At 68.0% G+C, this 16840-nt stretch carries 14 protein-coding genes; 8 read left to right on the top strand and 6 right to left on the bottom strand.

Annotated features, from left to right (window positions below; translation table 11 throughout):
• Window positions 1-10: 10 nt before the first annotated feature.
• Window positions 11-2782 carry a DNA polymerase I gene (gene polA / locus AC1DR7_RS11935; protein WP_457318473.1) on the top strand — a complete coding sequence of 924 codons (2772 nt, stop codon included), beginning with the start codon at window positions 11-13 and terminating at the stop codon, window positions 2780-2782.
• Window positions 2783-3157: 375 nt separating this feature from the next.
• A complete protein-coding gene (locus tag AC1DR7_RS11930; RefSeq protein ID WP_256777368.1) occupies window positions 3158-3634 on the top strand; it encodes a DUF421 domain-containing protein in 477 nt (158 codons plus the stop codon).
• 203 nt (window positions 3635-3837) lie between these two features.
• Here AC1DR7_RS11930 and hemF read toward each other — a convergent pair whose 3' ends face one another.
• The 5 genes from hemF to AC1DR7_RS11905 are packed head-to-tail and all read right to left on the bottom strand — an operon-like array spanning window position 3838 to window position 9873.
• A complete protein-coding gene (gene hemF / locus AC1DR7_RS11925) occupies window positions 3838-4734 on the bottom strand; it encodes an oxygen-dependent coproporphyrinogen oxidase (protein WP_256777367.1) in 897 nt (298 codons plus the stop codon).
• Window positions 4735-4776: 42 nt separating this feature from the next.
• The gene (locus AC1DR7_RS11920; protein ID WP_457318471.1) at window positions 4777-6408 is read right to left on the bottom strand and encodes a hypothetical protein; all 1632 of its coding nucleotides are present in this window, start codon (window positions 6406-6408) and stop codon (window positions 4777-4779) included.
• Window positions 6409-6444: 36 nt separating this feature from the next.
• Window positions 6445-7029, bottom strand: a complete 585-nt coding sequence (locus AC1DR7_RS11915) for a hypothetical protein (protein ID WP_478076498.1) — start codon at window positions 7027-7029, stop codon at window positions 6445-6447.
• 29 nt (window positions 7030-7058) lie between these two features.
• Window positions 7059-7499 (bottom strand): NUDIX hydrolase, encoded by a 441-nt coding sequence (locus tag AC1DR7_RS11910; protein WP_457318470.1) that lies wholly within the window; start codon window positions 7497-7499, stop codon window positions 7059-7061.
• Between the two features lie 7 nt (window positions 7500-7506).
• Complete coding sequence (locus tag AC1DR7_RS11905) at window positions 7507-9873, bottom strand: S9 family peptidase (protein ID WP_478076497.1); 2367 nt, start codon at window positions 9871-9873, stop codon at window positions 7507-7509.
• 624 nt (window positions 9874-10497) lie between these two features.
• Between AC1DR7_RS11905 and AC1DR7_RS11900 the strand changes: the two genes are divergently transcribed.
• Window positions 10498-11895, top strand: coding sequence for a cytochrome ubiquinol oxidase subunit I (locus tag AC1DR7_RS11900; protein WP_457318468.1), 1398 nt, complete (start codon window positions 10498-10500; stop codon window positions 11893-11895).
• A 1-nt stretch (window position 11896) separates the two neighbouring features.
• Window positions 11897-12910: a cytochrome d ubiquinol oxidase subunit II gene (gene cydB / locus AC1DR7_RS11895; protein ID WP_457318467.1), complete on the top strand. Its 1014-nt coding sequence runs from the start codon at window positions 11897-11899 to the stop codon at window positions 12908-12910.
• Between the two features lie 613 nt (window positions 12911-13523).
• Here cydB and AC1DR7_RS11890 read toward each other — a convergent pair.
• A complete protein-coding gene (locus AC1DR7_RS11890) occupies window positions 13524-14549 on the bottom strand; it encodes a chorismate transformation FkbO/Hyg5 family protein (protein WP_256777360.1) in 1026 nt (341 codons plus the stop codon).
• A 231-nt stretch (window positions 14550-14780) separates the two neighbouring features.
• Here AC1DR7_RS11890 and AC1DR7_RS11885 point away from each other — a divergent pair, with 231 nt between their 5' ends.
• Genes AC1DR7_RS11885 through AC1DR7_RS11870 form a run of 4 tightly spaced genes read left to right on the top strand, consistent with a single transcriptional unit; the run spans window position 14781 to window position 16835 of the window.
• Entirely contained in the window at window positions 14781-15515 is a 735-nt protein-coding gene (locus AC1DR7_RS11885) for a beta-ketoacyl synthase chain length factor (protein ID WP_256777359.1), read from the top strand.
• A complete protein-coding gene (locus AC1DR7_RS11880; protein WP_256777358.1) occupies window positions 15508-16311 on the top strand; it encodes a lysophospholipid acyltransferase family protein in 804 nt (267 codons plus the stop codon). Before AC1DR7_RS11885 ends, AC1DR7_RS11880 begins: the two co-directional genes overlap by 8 nt.
• The gene (locus AC1DR7_RS11875; RefSeq protein ID WP_228886160.1) at window positions 16298-16558 is read left to right on the top strand and encodes a phosphopantetheine-binding protein; all 261 of its coding nucleotides are present in this window, start codon (window positions 16298-16300) and stop codon (window positions 16556-16558) included. Before AC1DR7_RS11880 ends, AC1DR7_RS11875 begins: the two co-directional genes overlap by 14 nt.
• A 19-nt stretch (window positions 16559-16577) precedes the next feature.
• Entirely contained in the window at window positions 16578-16835 is a 258-nt protein-coding gene (locus AC1DR7_RS11870; RefSeq protein WP_256777357.1) for an acyl carrier protein, read from the top strand.
• Window positions 16836-16840: the final 5 nt, after the last annotated feature.

Here is a 16840-nt window from a genome sequence, read left to right as displayed (position 1 = left end):
GAATCGTCACATGAGCCGATTAGTCCTGATTGACGGGTCCAGTTACCTGTATCGCGCGTTCCACGCGCTTCCCCCGCTGACCAACGCCCACGGTGAACCTACCGGCGCGCTGTTCGGCGTGGTCAACATGCTGCGCGCCACGCTGAAGGAGCGCCCGGAATACGTGGCGTTCGTGGTCGATGCGCCCGGCAAGACCTTCCGCGATGACCTGTACGCCGACTACAAGGCCAACCGTCCGCCGATGCCCGACGAGCTGCGCCCGCAGATCGAGCCGATGTGCCGCATCGTCGAAGCGCTCGGCCTGAGCATCCTGCGCATCCCCGGCGTGGAAGCCGACGATGTGATCGGCACGCTGGCGCTGCAGGGCCACCAGGACGGCCTGCACGTGACCATCTCCACCGGTGACAAGGACTTCGCGCAGCTGGTGCGTCCGGGCATCGAACTGGTCAACACCATGACCGGCAGCCGCATGGATTCGGACGCGGCGGTAATGGAGAAGTTCGGCGTGCGCGCCGACCAGATCGTCGACCTGCTGGCGCTGATGGGCGACGCCGTGGACAACGTGCCGGGCGTGGAGAAGTGCGGTCCCAAGACCGCCGCCAAGTGGCTGGCCGAGTACCAGCACCTGGACGGGGTGATGGCGGCCGCGCCGGGGATGAAGGGCAAGATCGGCGAAAACCTGCGCGCCGCGCTGGAGCGCCTGCCGCTCAACCGCGAGCTGGTCACCATCCGCACCAGCGTGCCGTTGGATGCCAGCCCGCGCACGTTGGCCCTGCGCGATCCGGACGTGCCCACGCTGGGCGAGCTGTACCTGCGCTACGGCTTCACCCAGGCGCTCAAGGAGCTGGGTGGCCCGGCCGCCGCCGCAGTGGCCGCCAGCGACGCTGCGGTGAGCCTGCGTGGCACTGCGGCCGGCTACGCCCGCAGCGCCCCGGCCGACGCGGCAGCGCCGCTCGACCCGGCGCTGTCGGCCCCGGGTGACTACGAAACGGTGCTGACCACCGCACAGCTCGATGCCTGGGTGCAGCGCATCGAGGCGGCCGAGCTGATCGCCTTCGATACCGAAACCGACGCGCTCGATGCGATGCGCGCCAACCTGGTCGGCATCAGCCTTGCGGTCGAGCCCGGCCATGCCGCGTACATCCCGGTGGGCCACAACTATCCCGGTGCGCCGGTGCAGCTGCCGATCGAGCTGGTGCTGGCCGCGCTGCGCCCGGTGCTGGAAAACCCGGACAAGAAGAAGCTCGGCCAGCACGGCAAGTACGACCTGCACGTGCTGCGCCGCCATGGCGTGAACCTGCAGGGCTACCACGACGACACCATGCTCGAGAGCTTCGTGCTCAACTCCACCGCCACCCGCCACGACATGGATTCGCTGGCGATGCGCTACCTGGGCTACACCACGATCAAGTTCGAGGACGTGGCCGGCAAGGGTGCCAAGCAGATCCCGTTCTCGCAGGTGGGCCTGGACGAGGCCGGCCGCTACGCCGCCGAAGACGCCGACATCACCCTGCGCCTGCACCGGGCACTGCAGCCGCAGCTGCTGGAAGCGCCGTCGCTGCAGCGGGTGTACCGCGACATCGAGATGCCGCTGGTGCCGGTGCTGGCCCGGATCGAGGCCAACGGCGTACACATCGACATGGCCGAGCTGCGTCGGCAGAGCCAGGATCTGGGCGTGCGCATGCTGGCGGCCCAGCAGAAGGCCACCGAACTGGCCGGGCACACCTTCAACCTGGATTCGCCCAAGCAGCTGCAGGCCGTGCTGTTCGACGAACTGAAGCTGCCGGCGCTGGTGAAGACCCCCAAGGGCCAGCCCAGCACCAATGAAGAGGCGCTGGAGGCGATCGCCGAGCAGCACGAGCTGCCGCGGGTGATCCTGGAGTACCGCGGGCTGGCCAAGCTGCGCAGCACCTATACCGACAAGCTGCCGGAGATGGTCAATCCGGACACCGGCCGGGTGCACACCAGCTACCACCAATCCGGTGCCGCCACCGGCCGGCTGTCCTCCTCCGACCCGAACCTGCAGAACATCCCGATCCGCACCGAGGACGGGCGCCGCATCCGCCGCGCCTTCGTCGCCCCGCCGGGGCGCAAGATCCTGGCCTGCGATTACTCGCAGATCGAGCTGCGGATCATGGCCCACCTGTCCGAGGACCCGGGCCTGGTACGCGCCTTCGAACAGGGTGTGGACGTGCACCGCGCCACCGCCGCCGAGGTCTTCGGGCGGGCACTGGACGAGGTCACCCCCAACGAACGCCGTGCCGCCAAGGCGATCAACTTCGGCCTGATGTACGGCATGAGTGCGTTCGGGCTGGCCCGCAACCTGGGCATCGACCGCGGCCAGGCCCAGGATTACGTGGCGCTGTACTTCAGCCGTTATCCCGGCGTGCGCGACTTCATGGAGCGCATGCGCCAGCAGGCCCGCGACCAGGGTTACGTGGAAACCCTGGAGGGCCGCCGGCTGTACCTGAACGACATCCACGCCCGCAACCAGGGCCTGCGCGCCGGGGCTGAACGCGCGGCGATCAACGCCCCGATGCAGGGCACCGCAGCGGACATCATCAAGCGCGCGATGGTGAAGGTGGACGACTGGCTGCAGGGCCAGGGCGACCAGGCGCGGATGATCATGCAGGTGCACGATGAACTGGTGTTCGAAAGCGAAAGTAGTTTTCTGGAAACCTTGCGTTCCCAGGTGATCGACTTGATGTCGTCTTCGGCCAAGTTGCGGGTGCCGCTGGTGGTGGACGCCGGTGTGGGTGATAACTGGGATGAGGCCCACTGAGACGGGAATCACGGGAAAACAGCTGAATCGGTTCATTGCTGGCCGATTAACTGACTCTCGGATGAATGTTTCCCCTACACCCCTTTCATTAATTGGGCCCCTTCACGAACTATCAATGTTCGAGGTGCTTTTATAGACCTCGACAGGCGCAACGCCTGTTGTGGATCTCTCCCATCCCCTGGAGCAGATCTCGGAACGGGGGCTACTCCCCAAGCGCCCGTTCCCCGGCCCCGCTGACCTCCCCCTGGTCGGCGGGGCTTTTTATTTGCGGCGTTGGAAACTGCCCGCGCGGCACCGGCCATCCCCCCCTATCGCCCCGTATTGCCGCCGACCACATGCGCGCCGCATGCTGTGACCTGGATTGGGGAGACCGGAATGAGCGATCTGTTTGCATTGGCCATGCCGTGGTGGGAATTCATCCTGCGCGCGGTGGTGGTGTACGTGGTGGTGCTGGGCATGGTGCGGTTGTCGGGCAAGCGCGCGCTGGGCCAGATCACCCCGTTCGATGTGCTGCTGATCGTGCTGCTCGGCAACGCAGTGCAGAACGCACTGCTCGGCAAGGACACCTCGCTGGGCGGTGGCCTGTTGCTGGCCGCCACGCTCATCTCGATCAATTACGGCGTGGGTTGGCTGTCCACGCGCAGCCGACGCGTGGAAAATCTGGTCGAAGGCGAGCCGGTGCTGATCGCACGCGATGGCAAGGTGCTCGATTCAGTGCTCAAGCGCGAGCTGGTGACCCCGGCCGACCTCGACGCGGCGCTACGCCAGCAGGGCTGCCTGTCCATCGACGACGTCGCGCTGGCCGTGCTGGAAATCAACGGCCACATCACCATCGTGCCGAAGAAGGGGTAGCGCCACCGGATGGGTGGAGGCTGTCCGGGGAGTGCCCAGCCACGCATGGCGTGGCTCTACCGTGGCGGGGCCACCACCGGCCGTGTGCGATATCCAGCCGGTGCCGGCGCCACTACCGGGCGCATGCGATATCCATATCCGGTAGAGCCACCCCATGGGTGGCTGCTTTCAAGCGGTGATGCAGCCGGCGAGGGGCGCATCGCTCACACCCAGTCGCGCGGCACCAGGTAATCGGCCAGGCGCGCTTCATCGCTGCCGGCCTCGGGTTGGAAACCATATTCCCAGCGCACGCGCGGGGGCAGGCTCATCAGGATGCTCTCGCTGCGCCCGCCACTCTGCAGGCCGAACAACGTGCCGCGGTCGTAGACCAGGTTGAATTCGACGTAGCGGCCGCGGCGGTACAGCTGGAACTCGCGCTCACGCTCGCCGTAGGGCATGTTCTTGCGGCGTTCCACAAGCGGCAGGTAGGCCTGCAGGAAGCCATCGCCGACCGCGCGCAGGTAGGCGAAATCGCGCTCGAAATCGCCGTGCAGGTCATCGAAGAACAGCCCGCCCACGCCGCGCGTTTCATTGCGGTGGCGCAGGAAGAAGTATTCGTCGCACCAGCGCTTGTGCGCGGCGTAGCGTTCGGGCCCGAACGGGGCGCAGAGATCGCGCGCCATCCCATGCCAGTGCTGCACGTCTTCATCGAACGGGTAGAACGGGGTGAGGTCGAAACCGCCCCCAAACCACGAGGCCACTTCCACGCCGTCGCGCTCGGCGCGGAAATAACGCACGTTGGCGTGGGTGGTGGGAAGGTACGGGTTGGCCGGGTGGAACACCAGTGACACCCCGGTGGCGCGCCACGACGCGCCCGCCAGTTCCGGGCGGTTGGCCGACGCCGACGGCGGCAGGCGCGTGCCGGCCACATCGGAGAAGCCGATCCCGGCCTGCTCGAACACCGCGCCATCGCGCAGGATGCGGGTGCGGCCGCCACCGCCCTCGGCGCGCTGCCACACGTCTTCGGCGAACCGGGCGCTGCCGTCGGCGGCTTCGATCGCCGCACAGATGCGGTCCTGCAGGTCGGTCAGATAGGCGCGCACGCGCTCGAATTCGTTCATGGCGCGTACTTTACCGCAGGCCGGCGTACGGCCTGCGTGCACTCAACGGCCGCCCTTGCGGTTGCTGGCCGGCCGTTCCTTCGCCTTGGCCGGCGCATCGGGTGGGCTGTCGTCGTCCTCCGCCTCCGCCTCGGCGGCCATCCGCGCGGCAATCGCTTCCAGCCCGGCGCTGACCTGCAGCAGCGCCCAGTTCCGCGTGGCGTGCACATCGCAGGCCACATGCGTGCCCTTGCCATCCTTGGCACAGATCGCTTCGATCTGTGATGGCAGCTGTTCGTCGCCGGTGTGCTCATACACGCTGGCCAGGTTCTCGCAGCCTTCGCGTACGCCGGCCGCGCAGAGCTTCAGGTAGAACGGCGCGGCGTCCGCCCAGCGATCGGACAGTGCCAACTGGTGGCCGGCGGCGTTGCAGCCCTGCAGCTTGCCTGCCGCGCAGCAGGCCTGCGCAGCGCCGGGACGGCCGATGCCCGGGCAATCCTGCGGCAGCGGGGTTTCCACATACACCACCGGTGCGCTGCACTGCTGCGCCTCGCCGACGCGCTGGTAGTAACCAAAGCGGTTCCAGCTGTCCATGCCGATCAGGTTGCCGTTGGCGAGCGTCTTGAACACGAAGTCGTCGCCCTGGTCATGGCGCACGCGGATGTCGCCATCGACCAGACGGGCCCGCAGCTTGCCGCCGAAGCCGCTGTCGATCATGCCGCCATCGCCGAAGGCCAGGTGATCCATCAGTCCCTGGTCGGCCAGGTAGCTGCCGCAGGGCAGGGCGGTGGCCGCCACCGGGGCGAGCGCCCTGGCATCCAGCCCGGCCAGCGGCGCCGCCCGCTGGCAGGCGCGCGGGTCTTGGCCGCGCGTGCAGGCCAGCTGCAAGGCATCGCGCGCCGGTAGCAGCCGCCCGGCGGCCCACAGCGCATCGGCCGCCTTGGCGCAGAACGTACCGGCGGTCTGCGCCCTGCACAGGGCGGTGATCTCATCCAGCTGTGCGGCCGGCAGCGGTGCCGGGTCGCCGGCGGCCAGCCCGCCGAGCAGGGCCTTGGCCATCGCCTTGCCCATCACCTCGCGCGCGGCTTCCAGGCAGGCCGCCTGGTCGTAGCTGCCCGAGTCCGGCTTGCACACCGCCGGTTCGGCCAGCTCGGGGTCGTCTTCGGCCGGGGTTGCCGCGTTGGGCGCGTCGCGGGCCTCCGACTGGTAGTTGGCGAGCAGGCCCTTGCACGCTGCGGGCACGCCCTCCTCGCACCATTGGCGCAGCGTGGCGCTGTTGGCCAGCGGGAGGTCATGCAGACAGGTGCCGATCTGCGCGCGGCACGAGGGGGGCGGGAACACACTGGCGGGCTGGCAGCGGGCCGCCCGTTGCAGCCGGTACGCGCTGACGCCATCGCTGAGGAGGCGCCCGCCCTCCTGCACGGTCAGCGACCAGACACCGCCGTTGTCCAGGTCGGCCAGCTTCAGTTCGTTGCCCAGGCGGCTGACCAGATACGGTTCGGGCGGCTGTTCCGGAATCTGCCGGAACCCCTGGTTCGGGCTTTGCAGCGTCAGCGTGGTGCCGGTGTCTTCGGCCGTGAACGTGCCGCACTGCATCGACTCGGCGGCGGCGGGCAGGCTGGTCAGCGCCAGGACGAACACCATCAGGCAACGCGCAGCCAGGGCGCGGCGGAACGTGGATACAGCAAGGGTCACAACATCATCCTTGAGGGCGGAGCGGAGAAGAGGGGATCAGCGACGAAAGTACGCCAGCACATCGGCGCGCAGCAGGCGCACCACCAGCCATACATGCAGCACCGCAAAGGCGATCGAGGTGCCCAGCGCGGTACCGGTGAAGAACAGCCGCTGCAGGCGCAACTCGCGCATGTCGCTGGCGTCGGCGTGCGGGGCCAGGTACGCCAGCAGGTGGCGGACGGCATCGTCGATCACCCAGGTAGCGGCGAAGTTCGACGCGGCGGTGGCGACCAGCAACACGATGAACAGCCACAGCGCCCAGCCCTGGCGGCGCAACATGCCCCAGCAGGCGGCCACGCCGGCCAGGCAGGTCAGCAGCCCGGCCACGCTCACCGCCACGGCGTGTGCGCCCAGCCAGTGCAGCGCGGGCGACAGCCACGACAGGTCATGGCCCTGGACCATCTGGCGGACCCACTCGGCGCTGGAGGCCGACGCGGCGAGGGGCACCAGCAAGAGCCAGGACAGCGCCGATGCGGCGCAGACCACCAGCACCGACTGGGCCWGGGGGGCGAGGAATCTTGGCGGCGCGCCCGGCGCGAGCGTTGGCCTGGCGTGCGGCAGTTGCGGGGGAATCGTTGACATCCGGTGTCCTGGTGGGCCGGCGGCGACCGTCAGGTCGTCGCCACCGCGAGCGCGGCCGCCGGCAGGATATGGTCTGCACTCAACGCTGCCAAGCGCCGCCCATGCGGCGGATGCAACGGGACCCAGGCCAGTTCGGCGATTTCCGCCTGTGGCCGGGGCGTGCCGATCACGGTCACCCAGAAGGCCCGGGCACGCACGCGGTGCCCGGCTTCGTGTACGGCCCAGGCCTCGAACCGGCCCAGTGCGCGCGCGCTGGCAGGGTCCAGGATGACCCCGAGTTCCTCCTGCAGCTCACGCGCCAGCGCGGCCAGCGGTGCTTCCCCGGGCTCGGGCTTGCCGCCGGGCTGGATGAAGGTGTCCGAGCCGTGTTTGCGCACGACCAGCACGCGGCCGCTGGCATCGAAAACGACCGCGGCGACGATATCGATCGTCGCCGCGGTGTGCGGTGCGTCAGTGGCAACCGACGTCATCGCGGGCTTACTTCAGGTTTTCTTCGAACAGCTTGAGGATGCGCTTGTACTGGTCCAGCCAGGAATCCGGACGCACGTAGCCGTGGCGCTCCAGCGGGTAGGGCGCGATGGACCAGTTGTCCTTGTGCAGTTCGATCAGCTTCTGGGTGAGGTTGACCGAATCCTGGAAGAACACGTTGTCATCCATCATCCCGTGCGCGATCAGCAGGTGGTCCTGCAGGCCTTCGGCATACTCGATCGGCGAGGAGATGCGGTAGGCCTCCGGATCGATGTCCGGGGTGTTGAGGATGTTGGCGGTGTAGCCGTGGTTGTACTGGTGCCAGTCCACCACCGGGCGCAGCGCCGCACCGGCCTTGAACGTGCCCGGCGAACGGAACAGCGCCATGAAGGTCATGAAGCCGCCGTAGGAGCCACCGTAGATGCCGGCGTGGTCACGGGCACCCTGTCTGGTCTCCACCAGCCAGTCCAGGCCGTCCTTGTAGTCTTCCAGTTCCGGGTGGCCCATGTTGCGGTAGATCGCCGTACGCCAGTTGCGGCCGTAGCCGGCGCTGCCGCGGTAGTCCATGTCCAGCACGATGTAGCCCTTCTGCACGAGCAGGTTGTGGAACATCTGCTCGCGGAAATAGGCCGGGTACTGCTGGTGCACGTTCTGCAGGTAGCCGGCGCCGTGCACGAACATGGCGATCGGGTACTGCTTGCCCGGCTCGGGGTTTTCCGGGCCGTAGTACTTGGCCCAGACCACACCGGCGCCATGCTTGGACGGCACCTGCACCAGCTTGGGCTGGATCCACTCGCGGGCCTTGAAGGCGGCGCTGCGGGTATCGGTGAGTACCTTGGCCTGGCCACCGGCAGCGGGCACCACGGCCAGCTGGGTCGGCAGGTAGGCGCCGGAGTAGCGCACCAGCAGCTGCTGGCCATCCGGGGACAGCGAGAAGTCTTCCACGCCGTTGAGCGAGGTCAGTTCGCGCACCTGCCTGCTGGCATTGTCCACCGCGCACACTTCGTAGTCGCCGGGGCTCTGCTGGTTGCAGAGGAAGTAGAAACCGCGGCCGTCGGCGCTGGGCACCGGCATCGAGGTTTCCCACTTGCCGCCGGTCAGCGCCTGCGGCTTGGCCGTGCCCTGCTGGGTGTACAGGTGCGAGTAGCCCGATTCCTCCGACAGCAGCCACAGCGTGCGGTTGTCGTTGGACCAGCCGAAATCGTTGAAGCTCCAGTTGATCCAGGCCGCGTCGGTCAAGCGGTGGCGGTTTTCGAGTTTGGCGCTGGCCGGGCTGACGCTGGTGAGCCAGCGGTCCTTGTTGTCGTTGGCGCGCAGCATGATCGCGGCTTGCTGGCCATCGGCGCTCCAGCGGATGCCGGGAGTGCCGGGGCCGGCCAGCACTTCGACCGGACGGTTGCCCTTGAGCGCGTCCTTGCCGGCGGCTTTGCGCAGTGCGGCGAGCGGATCGGTGCCGATACCCGGCAGGCCGTCCAGCGACAGCGGCTTGACCGTGCCGGTCACCGCATCGACCAGCCACAGCGTGTGCGGTTCGGGATCGTTGCGGCCCACGCGGGTGCGGGTGTCTTCGAATTCCTCGTAGCCGGATTCGGTCACGTACTTGGGCATCTTGCCGCCGCGGCCTTCATCGAAGCTCTTCGGTTTGGTGACTACGATCAGGCTGCGGGTGTCCGGGGACAGCACGCTGTCGACGATCTCCACCTCGGCGCCGAGGTACACCGGGCCCGGCGCGCGGGTGCCATCGGCACGGCGCCAGCTGGCTTCCTGCGCCTTGAGCGCGTCGCGCTGGGCGCGGTCGTTGCGCAGCGTGGCCAGGGTGCGCAGCTGCTGGTCGCGCAACACGTCGGCCTTGGGCGCCTCGTCGGGATTTTTTTCGGCTTTCAGGCTGGCCACCTGCTGCACGCCGCCGGCGGCGGTCCAGTGGAACCAGTTCTRCCCGGTGCGCCAGATCACCCCGCCATCGCGGGCGAAGTTGACCGCGCTGGACTTCTCCGAGCTGCGGGTCAGCTGGGTCAGCGCGCCGCTGCGCAGGTCGCGCAGGAACACATCGCCATTGCGTACGAACACCGCACGCTGGCGCGCGCTGTCGTACACCGTGCTGTCCACGTCGAGGGTGCCGCGCTGGTCATCGGCGACCTGGGCGGCCACGCCGCCGTTGACGGGCTGGCGGAAGGTGTCGCGCACGGGGCTGCCGGTGCGCTTGAGCTGGTACTCGACCTGCTGGCTGTTCCAGGACCACCAGGCGCTTTCGACCGGCGGACCGATCCAGTCCGGGTCGGCCATGGCCTGCTCGATGGTGATCGGCGTCGGCGCCGCGTGGGCAGCACCGCCTAGGGCGGCGAGCAGCAGCAGGGACAAGGGCAGCGTTCTGGGCATTGCGGGCGGCACCGTAGAGGAAAACCCGGCAAGCGTAGCAGCCGCAAGGGCCGGGGGAGGGGGCCACAGGTCATGGGCGCTGGTGCGGAAGACAAGCGGTTGTCGGTGGGTCGGGCGCCGGGCCCCTCTACCCTTTCCGGCGAATGTCCCCCGGTGTCGGCCTGCGGCCGCCTTCTCCTCCTTTGTTTCGCCTCAAGCGGCTGTCGGTGGATCGGGCGCCGGGCCCCTCTACCCTTTCCGGCGAATGTCCCCCGGCGTCGGCCTGCGGCCGCCCTCTCCTCCTTTGTTTCGCCTCAAGCGGCTGTCGGTGGATCGGGCGCCGGGCCCCTCTACCCTTTCCGGCGAATGTCCCCCGGTGTCGGCCTGCGGCCGCCCCCTCCTCCTTTATTTCGCCTCCAAGGGTAGAGGGGCCCGGCGCCCGACCCACCGACCAGCGCCCAAAAACCCTGGCTTCTACTTGCGGTAGCCTCCGGCCGAAGGGCCATGCCCGCTGAATCACCCGCCAATCCACGACCGGGCTCCACCTGCGACAAAGTGAAGCAGCGCGTCACCGGGTCGCATGTGCCTTTCACGGATATCGGCCCAGACTGGTGCGGATTTCCAGAAACCAGTCGGAGGCGTCACGTGGACGCGTTGTTGTTGTCGCGGATCCAGTTCGGGTTCGTCATCAGTTTCCATGTGCTGTTCCCGGCCTTCACCATCGGCACCGCCAGTTGGCTGGCGTTCGTGGAGTCGCGCTGGCTGCGCACCGGCAACCCGGTCTGGCGCGAGCTGTATTTCTTCTGGCAGAAAATCTTTGCCGTGTCCTTCGGCATGGGCGTGGTCAGCGGCATCGTCATGGCCTTCCAGTTCGGCACCAACTGGCCGCGGCTGAGCGAAGTGGCCGGCAGCGTGATCGGGCCGCTGCTCACCTATGAAGTGCTCACCGCGTTCTTCCTGGAAGCCAGCTTCCTCGGCGTGATGATGTTCGGCTGGGGCAAGGTGTCGCCGCGCCTGCATTTTCTGTCCACCTGCATGGTGGCGCTGGGCACGCTGTTTTCCACATTCTGGATCCTGTCGTCCAACAGCTGGCTGCATACGCCGGCCGGCTACGCGATGATCGATGGCATCGTGCACCCGCAGAACTGGTGGCAGGTGGTGTTCAATCCCTCCTTCCCCTATCGCCTGGCGCACATGGCGCTGGGCTCGTTCATCACCACGTGCTTTGTGATCGGCGGCATCGGCGCGTGGTACCTGCGCAAGGGCACGCACGTGGAAGCCGGGCGCACGATGCTGCTGGCGGCCGTGGCGTTCGCCGCGCTGACCGTGCCGGTGCAGATCTTCGTCGGCGATATGCACGGGTTGAACACGCTCAAGCACCAGCCGATGAAGATCGCCGCGATGGAAGCGCACTGGCATGCCGAAGGCGAGGGCAAGGGCGTGCCGCTGGTGGTGTTCGCTCTGCCCAATGAAAAGGCCGAGCGCAATGATTACGAACTTGCGATCCCGCGCTTGGGCAGCCTGATCCTCACCCATTCGCTGGAGGGCACGCTCGATCCGCTGACCTCCGTGCCGGCCAGCGATCGGCCGCCGGTGGTGCCGGTGTTCTTCGCCTTCCGCATCATGGTCGGGCTCGGCTCGCTGATGCTGCTGCTGGCGTGGGTATCGGCGTTCCAGTGGTGGCGCGGCAAGCTGCTGCAGTCGCGCTGGCTGATCCGCGGCTGGAACTGGATGCTGCCCAGCGGCTTCATCGCACTGATCTCGGGCTGGTTCGTGACCGAGATGGGGCGGCAGCCCTGGGTGGTCTATGGCGTGCTGCGCACCGCCGATGCGGTAGGCCCGCAGAGTGCGTGGATGACGGCGCTGTCGCTGGGCGTGTACGTGGTCGGCTACGCGTTCGTGTTCGGCTGGGGCATCTGGTACCTGGTCAAGATCATCCGCACCGGTCCCAAGCCGCATGAGCCGGCCCCGGCGTTGGAGGCCGGCAGCCACACCCCGGCACGGCCGCTGTCCGGCGCCGACGAACCGCTGGAGGAGCGCTGACATGGAGATGACGACCTGGCTGCCCGTGGCATGGTTTGCGGTGATCGGCTTCGGCGTGCTGATGTACGTGGTACTGGACGGGTTCGTGCTGGGCATCGGCATCCTTGCGCCCATGGCCGAGGACGAAGAACAGCTGGACATCATGATGAACACCGCCGCGCCGATCTGGGACGGCAACGAGACCTGGCTGGTCCTGGGCGGCGCGGGCCTGATGGCCGCTTTCCCCAAGGCGTATGCGGCGTTGCTGTCGGCGTTGTATCTCCCCGTACTGCTGCTGGTGGTGGCGCTGGTGTTCCGCGGAGTGGCGTTCGAATTCCGCTTCAAGGCGCACCGCTCGCGCCGGCTGTGGAGCGTGGCCTTCGGGCTGGGCTCGTTGCTGGCCGCGTTCGCGCAGGGCGTGATCCTGGGCGCGCTGGTGCAGGGCCTGCAGGTGGTGGATGGGCGTTACGTGGGCGGGGCCTTCAGCTGGTTCAGCCCGTTCTCGATGCTGACCGGTGCGGCGGTGGTGTTCGGCTATGCGCTGCTGGGCAGCACCTGGCTGATCCTCAAGACCGAGGGGCGCGAGCAGACCTTCGCGCGCACGCTGACGCGGCCGCTGGTGGTGGCGGTGATCGTGTTCATGGGCCTGGTCAGCACGTGGCTGCCGTTCCTGGACTCGCGGCTGATGGCGCGCTGGTTCAGCGACGGCAACTTCTGGTGGTTGTCGCCGGTGCCGTTGCTGACCCTGGGCGTGGCGGTGGCGCTGTGGCGCAGCGCGATGCACCCCAAGCGCGACCTGCCGCCGTTCCTGCTGACCCTGGCGCTGTTCATCCTGGGCTTCATCGGCCTGGTGCTGGGCATGTGGCCCTACCTGCTGCCGCCGAGCATGACCTTGTGGCAGGCGGCCGCGCCGGCCTCGTCGCTGGGCTTCAGCCTGATCGGGCTGGTGGTGCTGCTGCCGGTGATCCTGGGCTACACGGCCTGGTCCTACCGAGTGTTCCGCGGGAAGGTGCGGGCGGATGTGGGGTATCACTGAGGGAGCGGCAGGGGCTGCAGCCCGTCATTGATCCGCTTGGGTCGCGGGGTGCCAGCGCATGCCGGGACACGCCGTGAACCCCGCTCCGTGGTTCGGCCCAGCCGCCGGCGGCTGGACGTTCGGGCGCATGCGAGGCAGTGCCTCGCAATCGATGCGCCCTCACCCATGCGGCTCGTTCGCCGCATCCATGCGGCGCACGGTCCCGGCATGGGCTGGCACCCCCGACCTGCGGGCGCTTGGAGTCAGTGGGAACAGGCACCCGCGGAAGAAGGGTCAAGAGCAGCCGACCATGGGTCGGCTCTACCGGGGCGGGTTCCGTCTTTGAGTGGCGGTAGCGTGKTCGYCAKGCGCRCGGCCAGATGCAGACGGCTGTTGACYGTTCCATGCGCACCAGCCAGCTGTGGAGGGGCGGTGTGGGTGGGTGGGCGGGACCGTCGTGCGCCATGGATGGCGCACGCGAGCCTCCACGGATGGATTTACGGCGTGTCCCGCCMACCCACCCACACCGACCCCAATCAGCATGTGTTGAGCGTTGAAGGGTGTTGGCAGACATGCAGCCGACCAACGGTCGGCTCTACGGTCGAACCATGGTGCGTTCCGCGCAGGACGCGGCTCAGCCGTGCAGGCCTTCGATCTCGACCAGCAGTTCGGCGCGACAGACCTCGGCGTGCAACACCACGAAGGCCGGCGCGCCCGGCAGCGCGGCCATCTGCGCGGCTACCGCCGGCATGTCCTCGGCGCGACGCACGTAGACCTTCAGCACCGATCCGGCCCCCAGCGTCGGTGACAGCGACGGCCGTTGCCGGCGGGCCGCGTCCACCAGACTCTGCAGATTGGTCAACGTCTCGCGCAACTGTTCATCCACCGCCCCGGTGTGCTGGGACACATGGCCCACGATCGCTGCCGTTCCCGACTGCAGCAACGGCAAGCCCGTCGCCGCCGGCGCCAGCAGCGCCCGCGAAAAACTCGGCGACTGCGGGCCATACTGGCGTGGATAACGGAACGCGCTCACCTGGCGCGGATTTTCCAACGGCAGCCCGGCGTCGCGCCCTGCCAGCCAGTACACCTGCAGACGCCGCTCGCCGTCGAAGCGCCCGATGCACGTCGCCGCCGGCAACGCTGCCTCGTCCAGTTCGCGCAGCCCCTGCACCCGCCCCACGCAGAAGCGCCGGTACCGCTCCTGGTCGCCGTCGCCCTCGGTCACCGCATCCAGGTAATTCCACGTCCGCAGCAGGTGCGGGAATCCCGAACTGGTCAGAAAGCTACTCATTCTTGCGTAGGCATCTGCTGCGGCCGACGCGATATCCCCGTCCACTTCTTCAATTTCCAGTACCCCGAACAGCACCGTCTCGTTGTGCGACCACCGTACCCCGTCGGTCACCCCGCAGCGCACCGGCGTCGGCGAACGCCATACCTCCACCTGCGCTGGACCGTGCTCGGCCAGCGGCACCTGCAGCCAGCGCGGATCCCCGTCCAGCCGCGCATCACGCGCGCCGAAACCGAAGATCGCCAGCGTGCAGGGATCGGCCAGGGCCGCATCGCGCAACGACGCAGGCGCATAGCCCACGCTGAACAAGGCCGGTCCGGTCGGATGGGAAGCGACCGCCGGGGCCGATGCGTCGTGGATCGTGCTGCTCATTTCAGATTGTGAATGCTGCCAGTGCCAAGGGTGTCATGATAGCGTGCGCTCCTTTTTACGGCGGTGCGTTGGGATGTCCCAGCCGCGCCACCGGGAAGATCGCGTCGCCACGCGCCTGCTGCCCACTCCACCCACGGGGAAGTGTCTGCGGGTCGGGCAGGCCCTGTCCAAGGCGTCGGCGCACCCCTTTCAAGCACTGCGCCCCGGGTGCCCATCAACATGTTGGCGTGAATGATCGAGTTTTCAGTGGTGGATTGGTCGGCCTGGGCACCGGGCCTGACCTCGAAGGAAGCCTGGCAGGCCTGGTCGCAGGCACCGGCATTGCCGCAGGGCGATGACACCCCGGCGTTGTCCGAAGTGCCCGCCATGCAGCGCCGGCGCATCGAGCGGCTCGGGCGCATGGCCATCCAGGCGGCCTGCTGGTGCGAGCAACCCGATGACGGTGGCCAGGTGCCGCTGGTGTTTGCTTCCCGGCATGGCGATGTCGCCCGGTCGATGGAGCTTCTGGACAACCTGTGTGCCGATAACGGCATGTCCCCGACCGCCTTCGGCCTGTCGGTGCACAACGCCGTGGCCGCGCTGTACTCCATCGCCCGCGGCCACCGCGGCAACTACCTGGCCCTGGCCGCCGGCCGGGCCACGGTCGAGACGGCCTGCGTGGAGGCATATGGCCTGCTGGCCGACGGCGCCCCGGAAGTGCGCGTGGTCATCTACGAATCGCAGTTGCCACCGGTCTACGCCGGCTTCGCCGACGAGCCGGACCCGTACTACGCCTGGTGCTGGCGCCTGGCCAGGGCCGACCGTCCCGGCGCCCGGCTGTCGCTGAACTGGAGCGCTGCCGACGCCGACAGCCCGGCCGCCGCGCTACCGCACGGCCTGGAGGCGATGCGCTTCCTGCTTGCCGGCGATGCGAGCCTGCAGCTGGCCGCCGACGGCCAGCAGTGGACCTGGCAGCGCCATGGCTGAGCGCTGGCCGGCCCGTCTGAATCATGCCTGGCGCGTGTTCGGCACCGGCGTCAGCTTTGCCGTGTTCGGTCTGGGCGGCCTGCTGCTGGGCGGGGTGCTGTTCCCGCTGCTGTTCCTGGTCCGCAACCCGCTCCGGCGCCGCGCACTGGCCCGGCGCCTGGTCCAGCTCAGCTTCGCCAGCCACGTCGGCCTGATGCACCGTCTGGGGGTGATGACCTATGAAATCCGGGGGGCCGAGCGCCTGCAGCGCACTGGGCTGCTGATCCTGGCCAACCATCCCACCCTGATCGACGTGGTCCTGCTGATCGCCCAGCTCCCCAACGCCGACTGCGTGGTCAAGCGGGCCGTGGCCTGCAACCCGTTCATGCGCGGCCCGGTGCGGGCGGCCGGCTACGTCTCCAACGACGACGGCGCCGGGCTGATCGACGACTGCATCGCCGCCGTCCAGGCGGGCGGCAACCTGGTGATCTTCCCCGAGGGCACCCGCACGGTCCCCGGCCAGCCGCTGCGGCTGCAGCGCGGGGCGGCCAACATCGCCGTGCGCGGCCGGCTGGACATAACCCCGGTCAGGATCACCTGTACCCCGCCTACCCTGACCAAGGGCCAGAAATGGTATCGTGTGCCATCACGGCGTTTTCACGTTCAGCTGGAAGTCGGGGAAGATCTCCCGATCGCCCCGTTTCTGGTCGTAGCCGGCGACACGCCCAGGGGGGATGCCTTGGCGGCCCGACGCGTGACCGATCATCTTGCCCATTACTTTGACTTCGCTGGAGAACCAAGCCGTGCAGGCACTTGAGCACGAGATCAAGGAATTGATCATTTCATCGCTTTCACTGGAAGACATCACTCCCGAAGACATCGATCCCGCAGCACCCCTGTTTGTCGAGGGACTGGGCCTGGATTCGATTGACGCGCTTGAACTTGGTTTGGCCCTGCAGAAAAAGTACGGTGTCAGCCTGTCCGCGGATTCGGAAGAGACCCGTCGCCATTTCTCCAGCGTGCGTGCCCTGAGCGAGTTTGTCGCCGCACGCCAGCCGTCGTAACGGCGCGTCAGGATTTGCCATGACCAAGAACGAACTTTTCGATCGCATCGTCAAGATCCTCAAGGACAGCTTTGAGATCGAGCCGACGCGCATCACCCCCCAGGCCCGTCTGTACGACGACCTGGACATCGACAGCATCGACGCGGTCGACCTGATCGTGCAGCTCAAGCCGTTGCTCGGCCGCAACCTGCAGCCGGAGGCATTCAAGTCGGTGCGCACCGTGCAGGACATCGTCGACGTGGTGCACGGGCTGTTGCCCGGTCAAGCAGCCGCCTGACGGCT

Source organism: Stenotrophomonas sp. P5_A9, from assembly GCF_056400525.1.
Note: the sequence above shows the minus strand (reverse complement) of the source record. Positions and strands in the feature narration are given on the sequence as shown.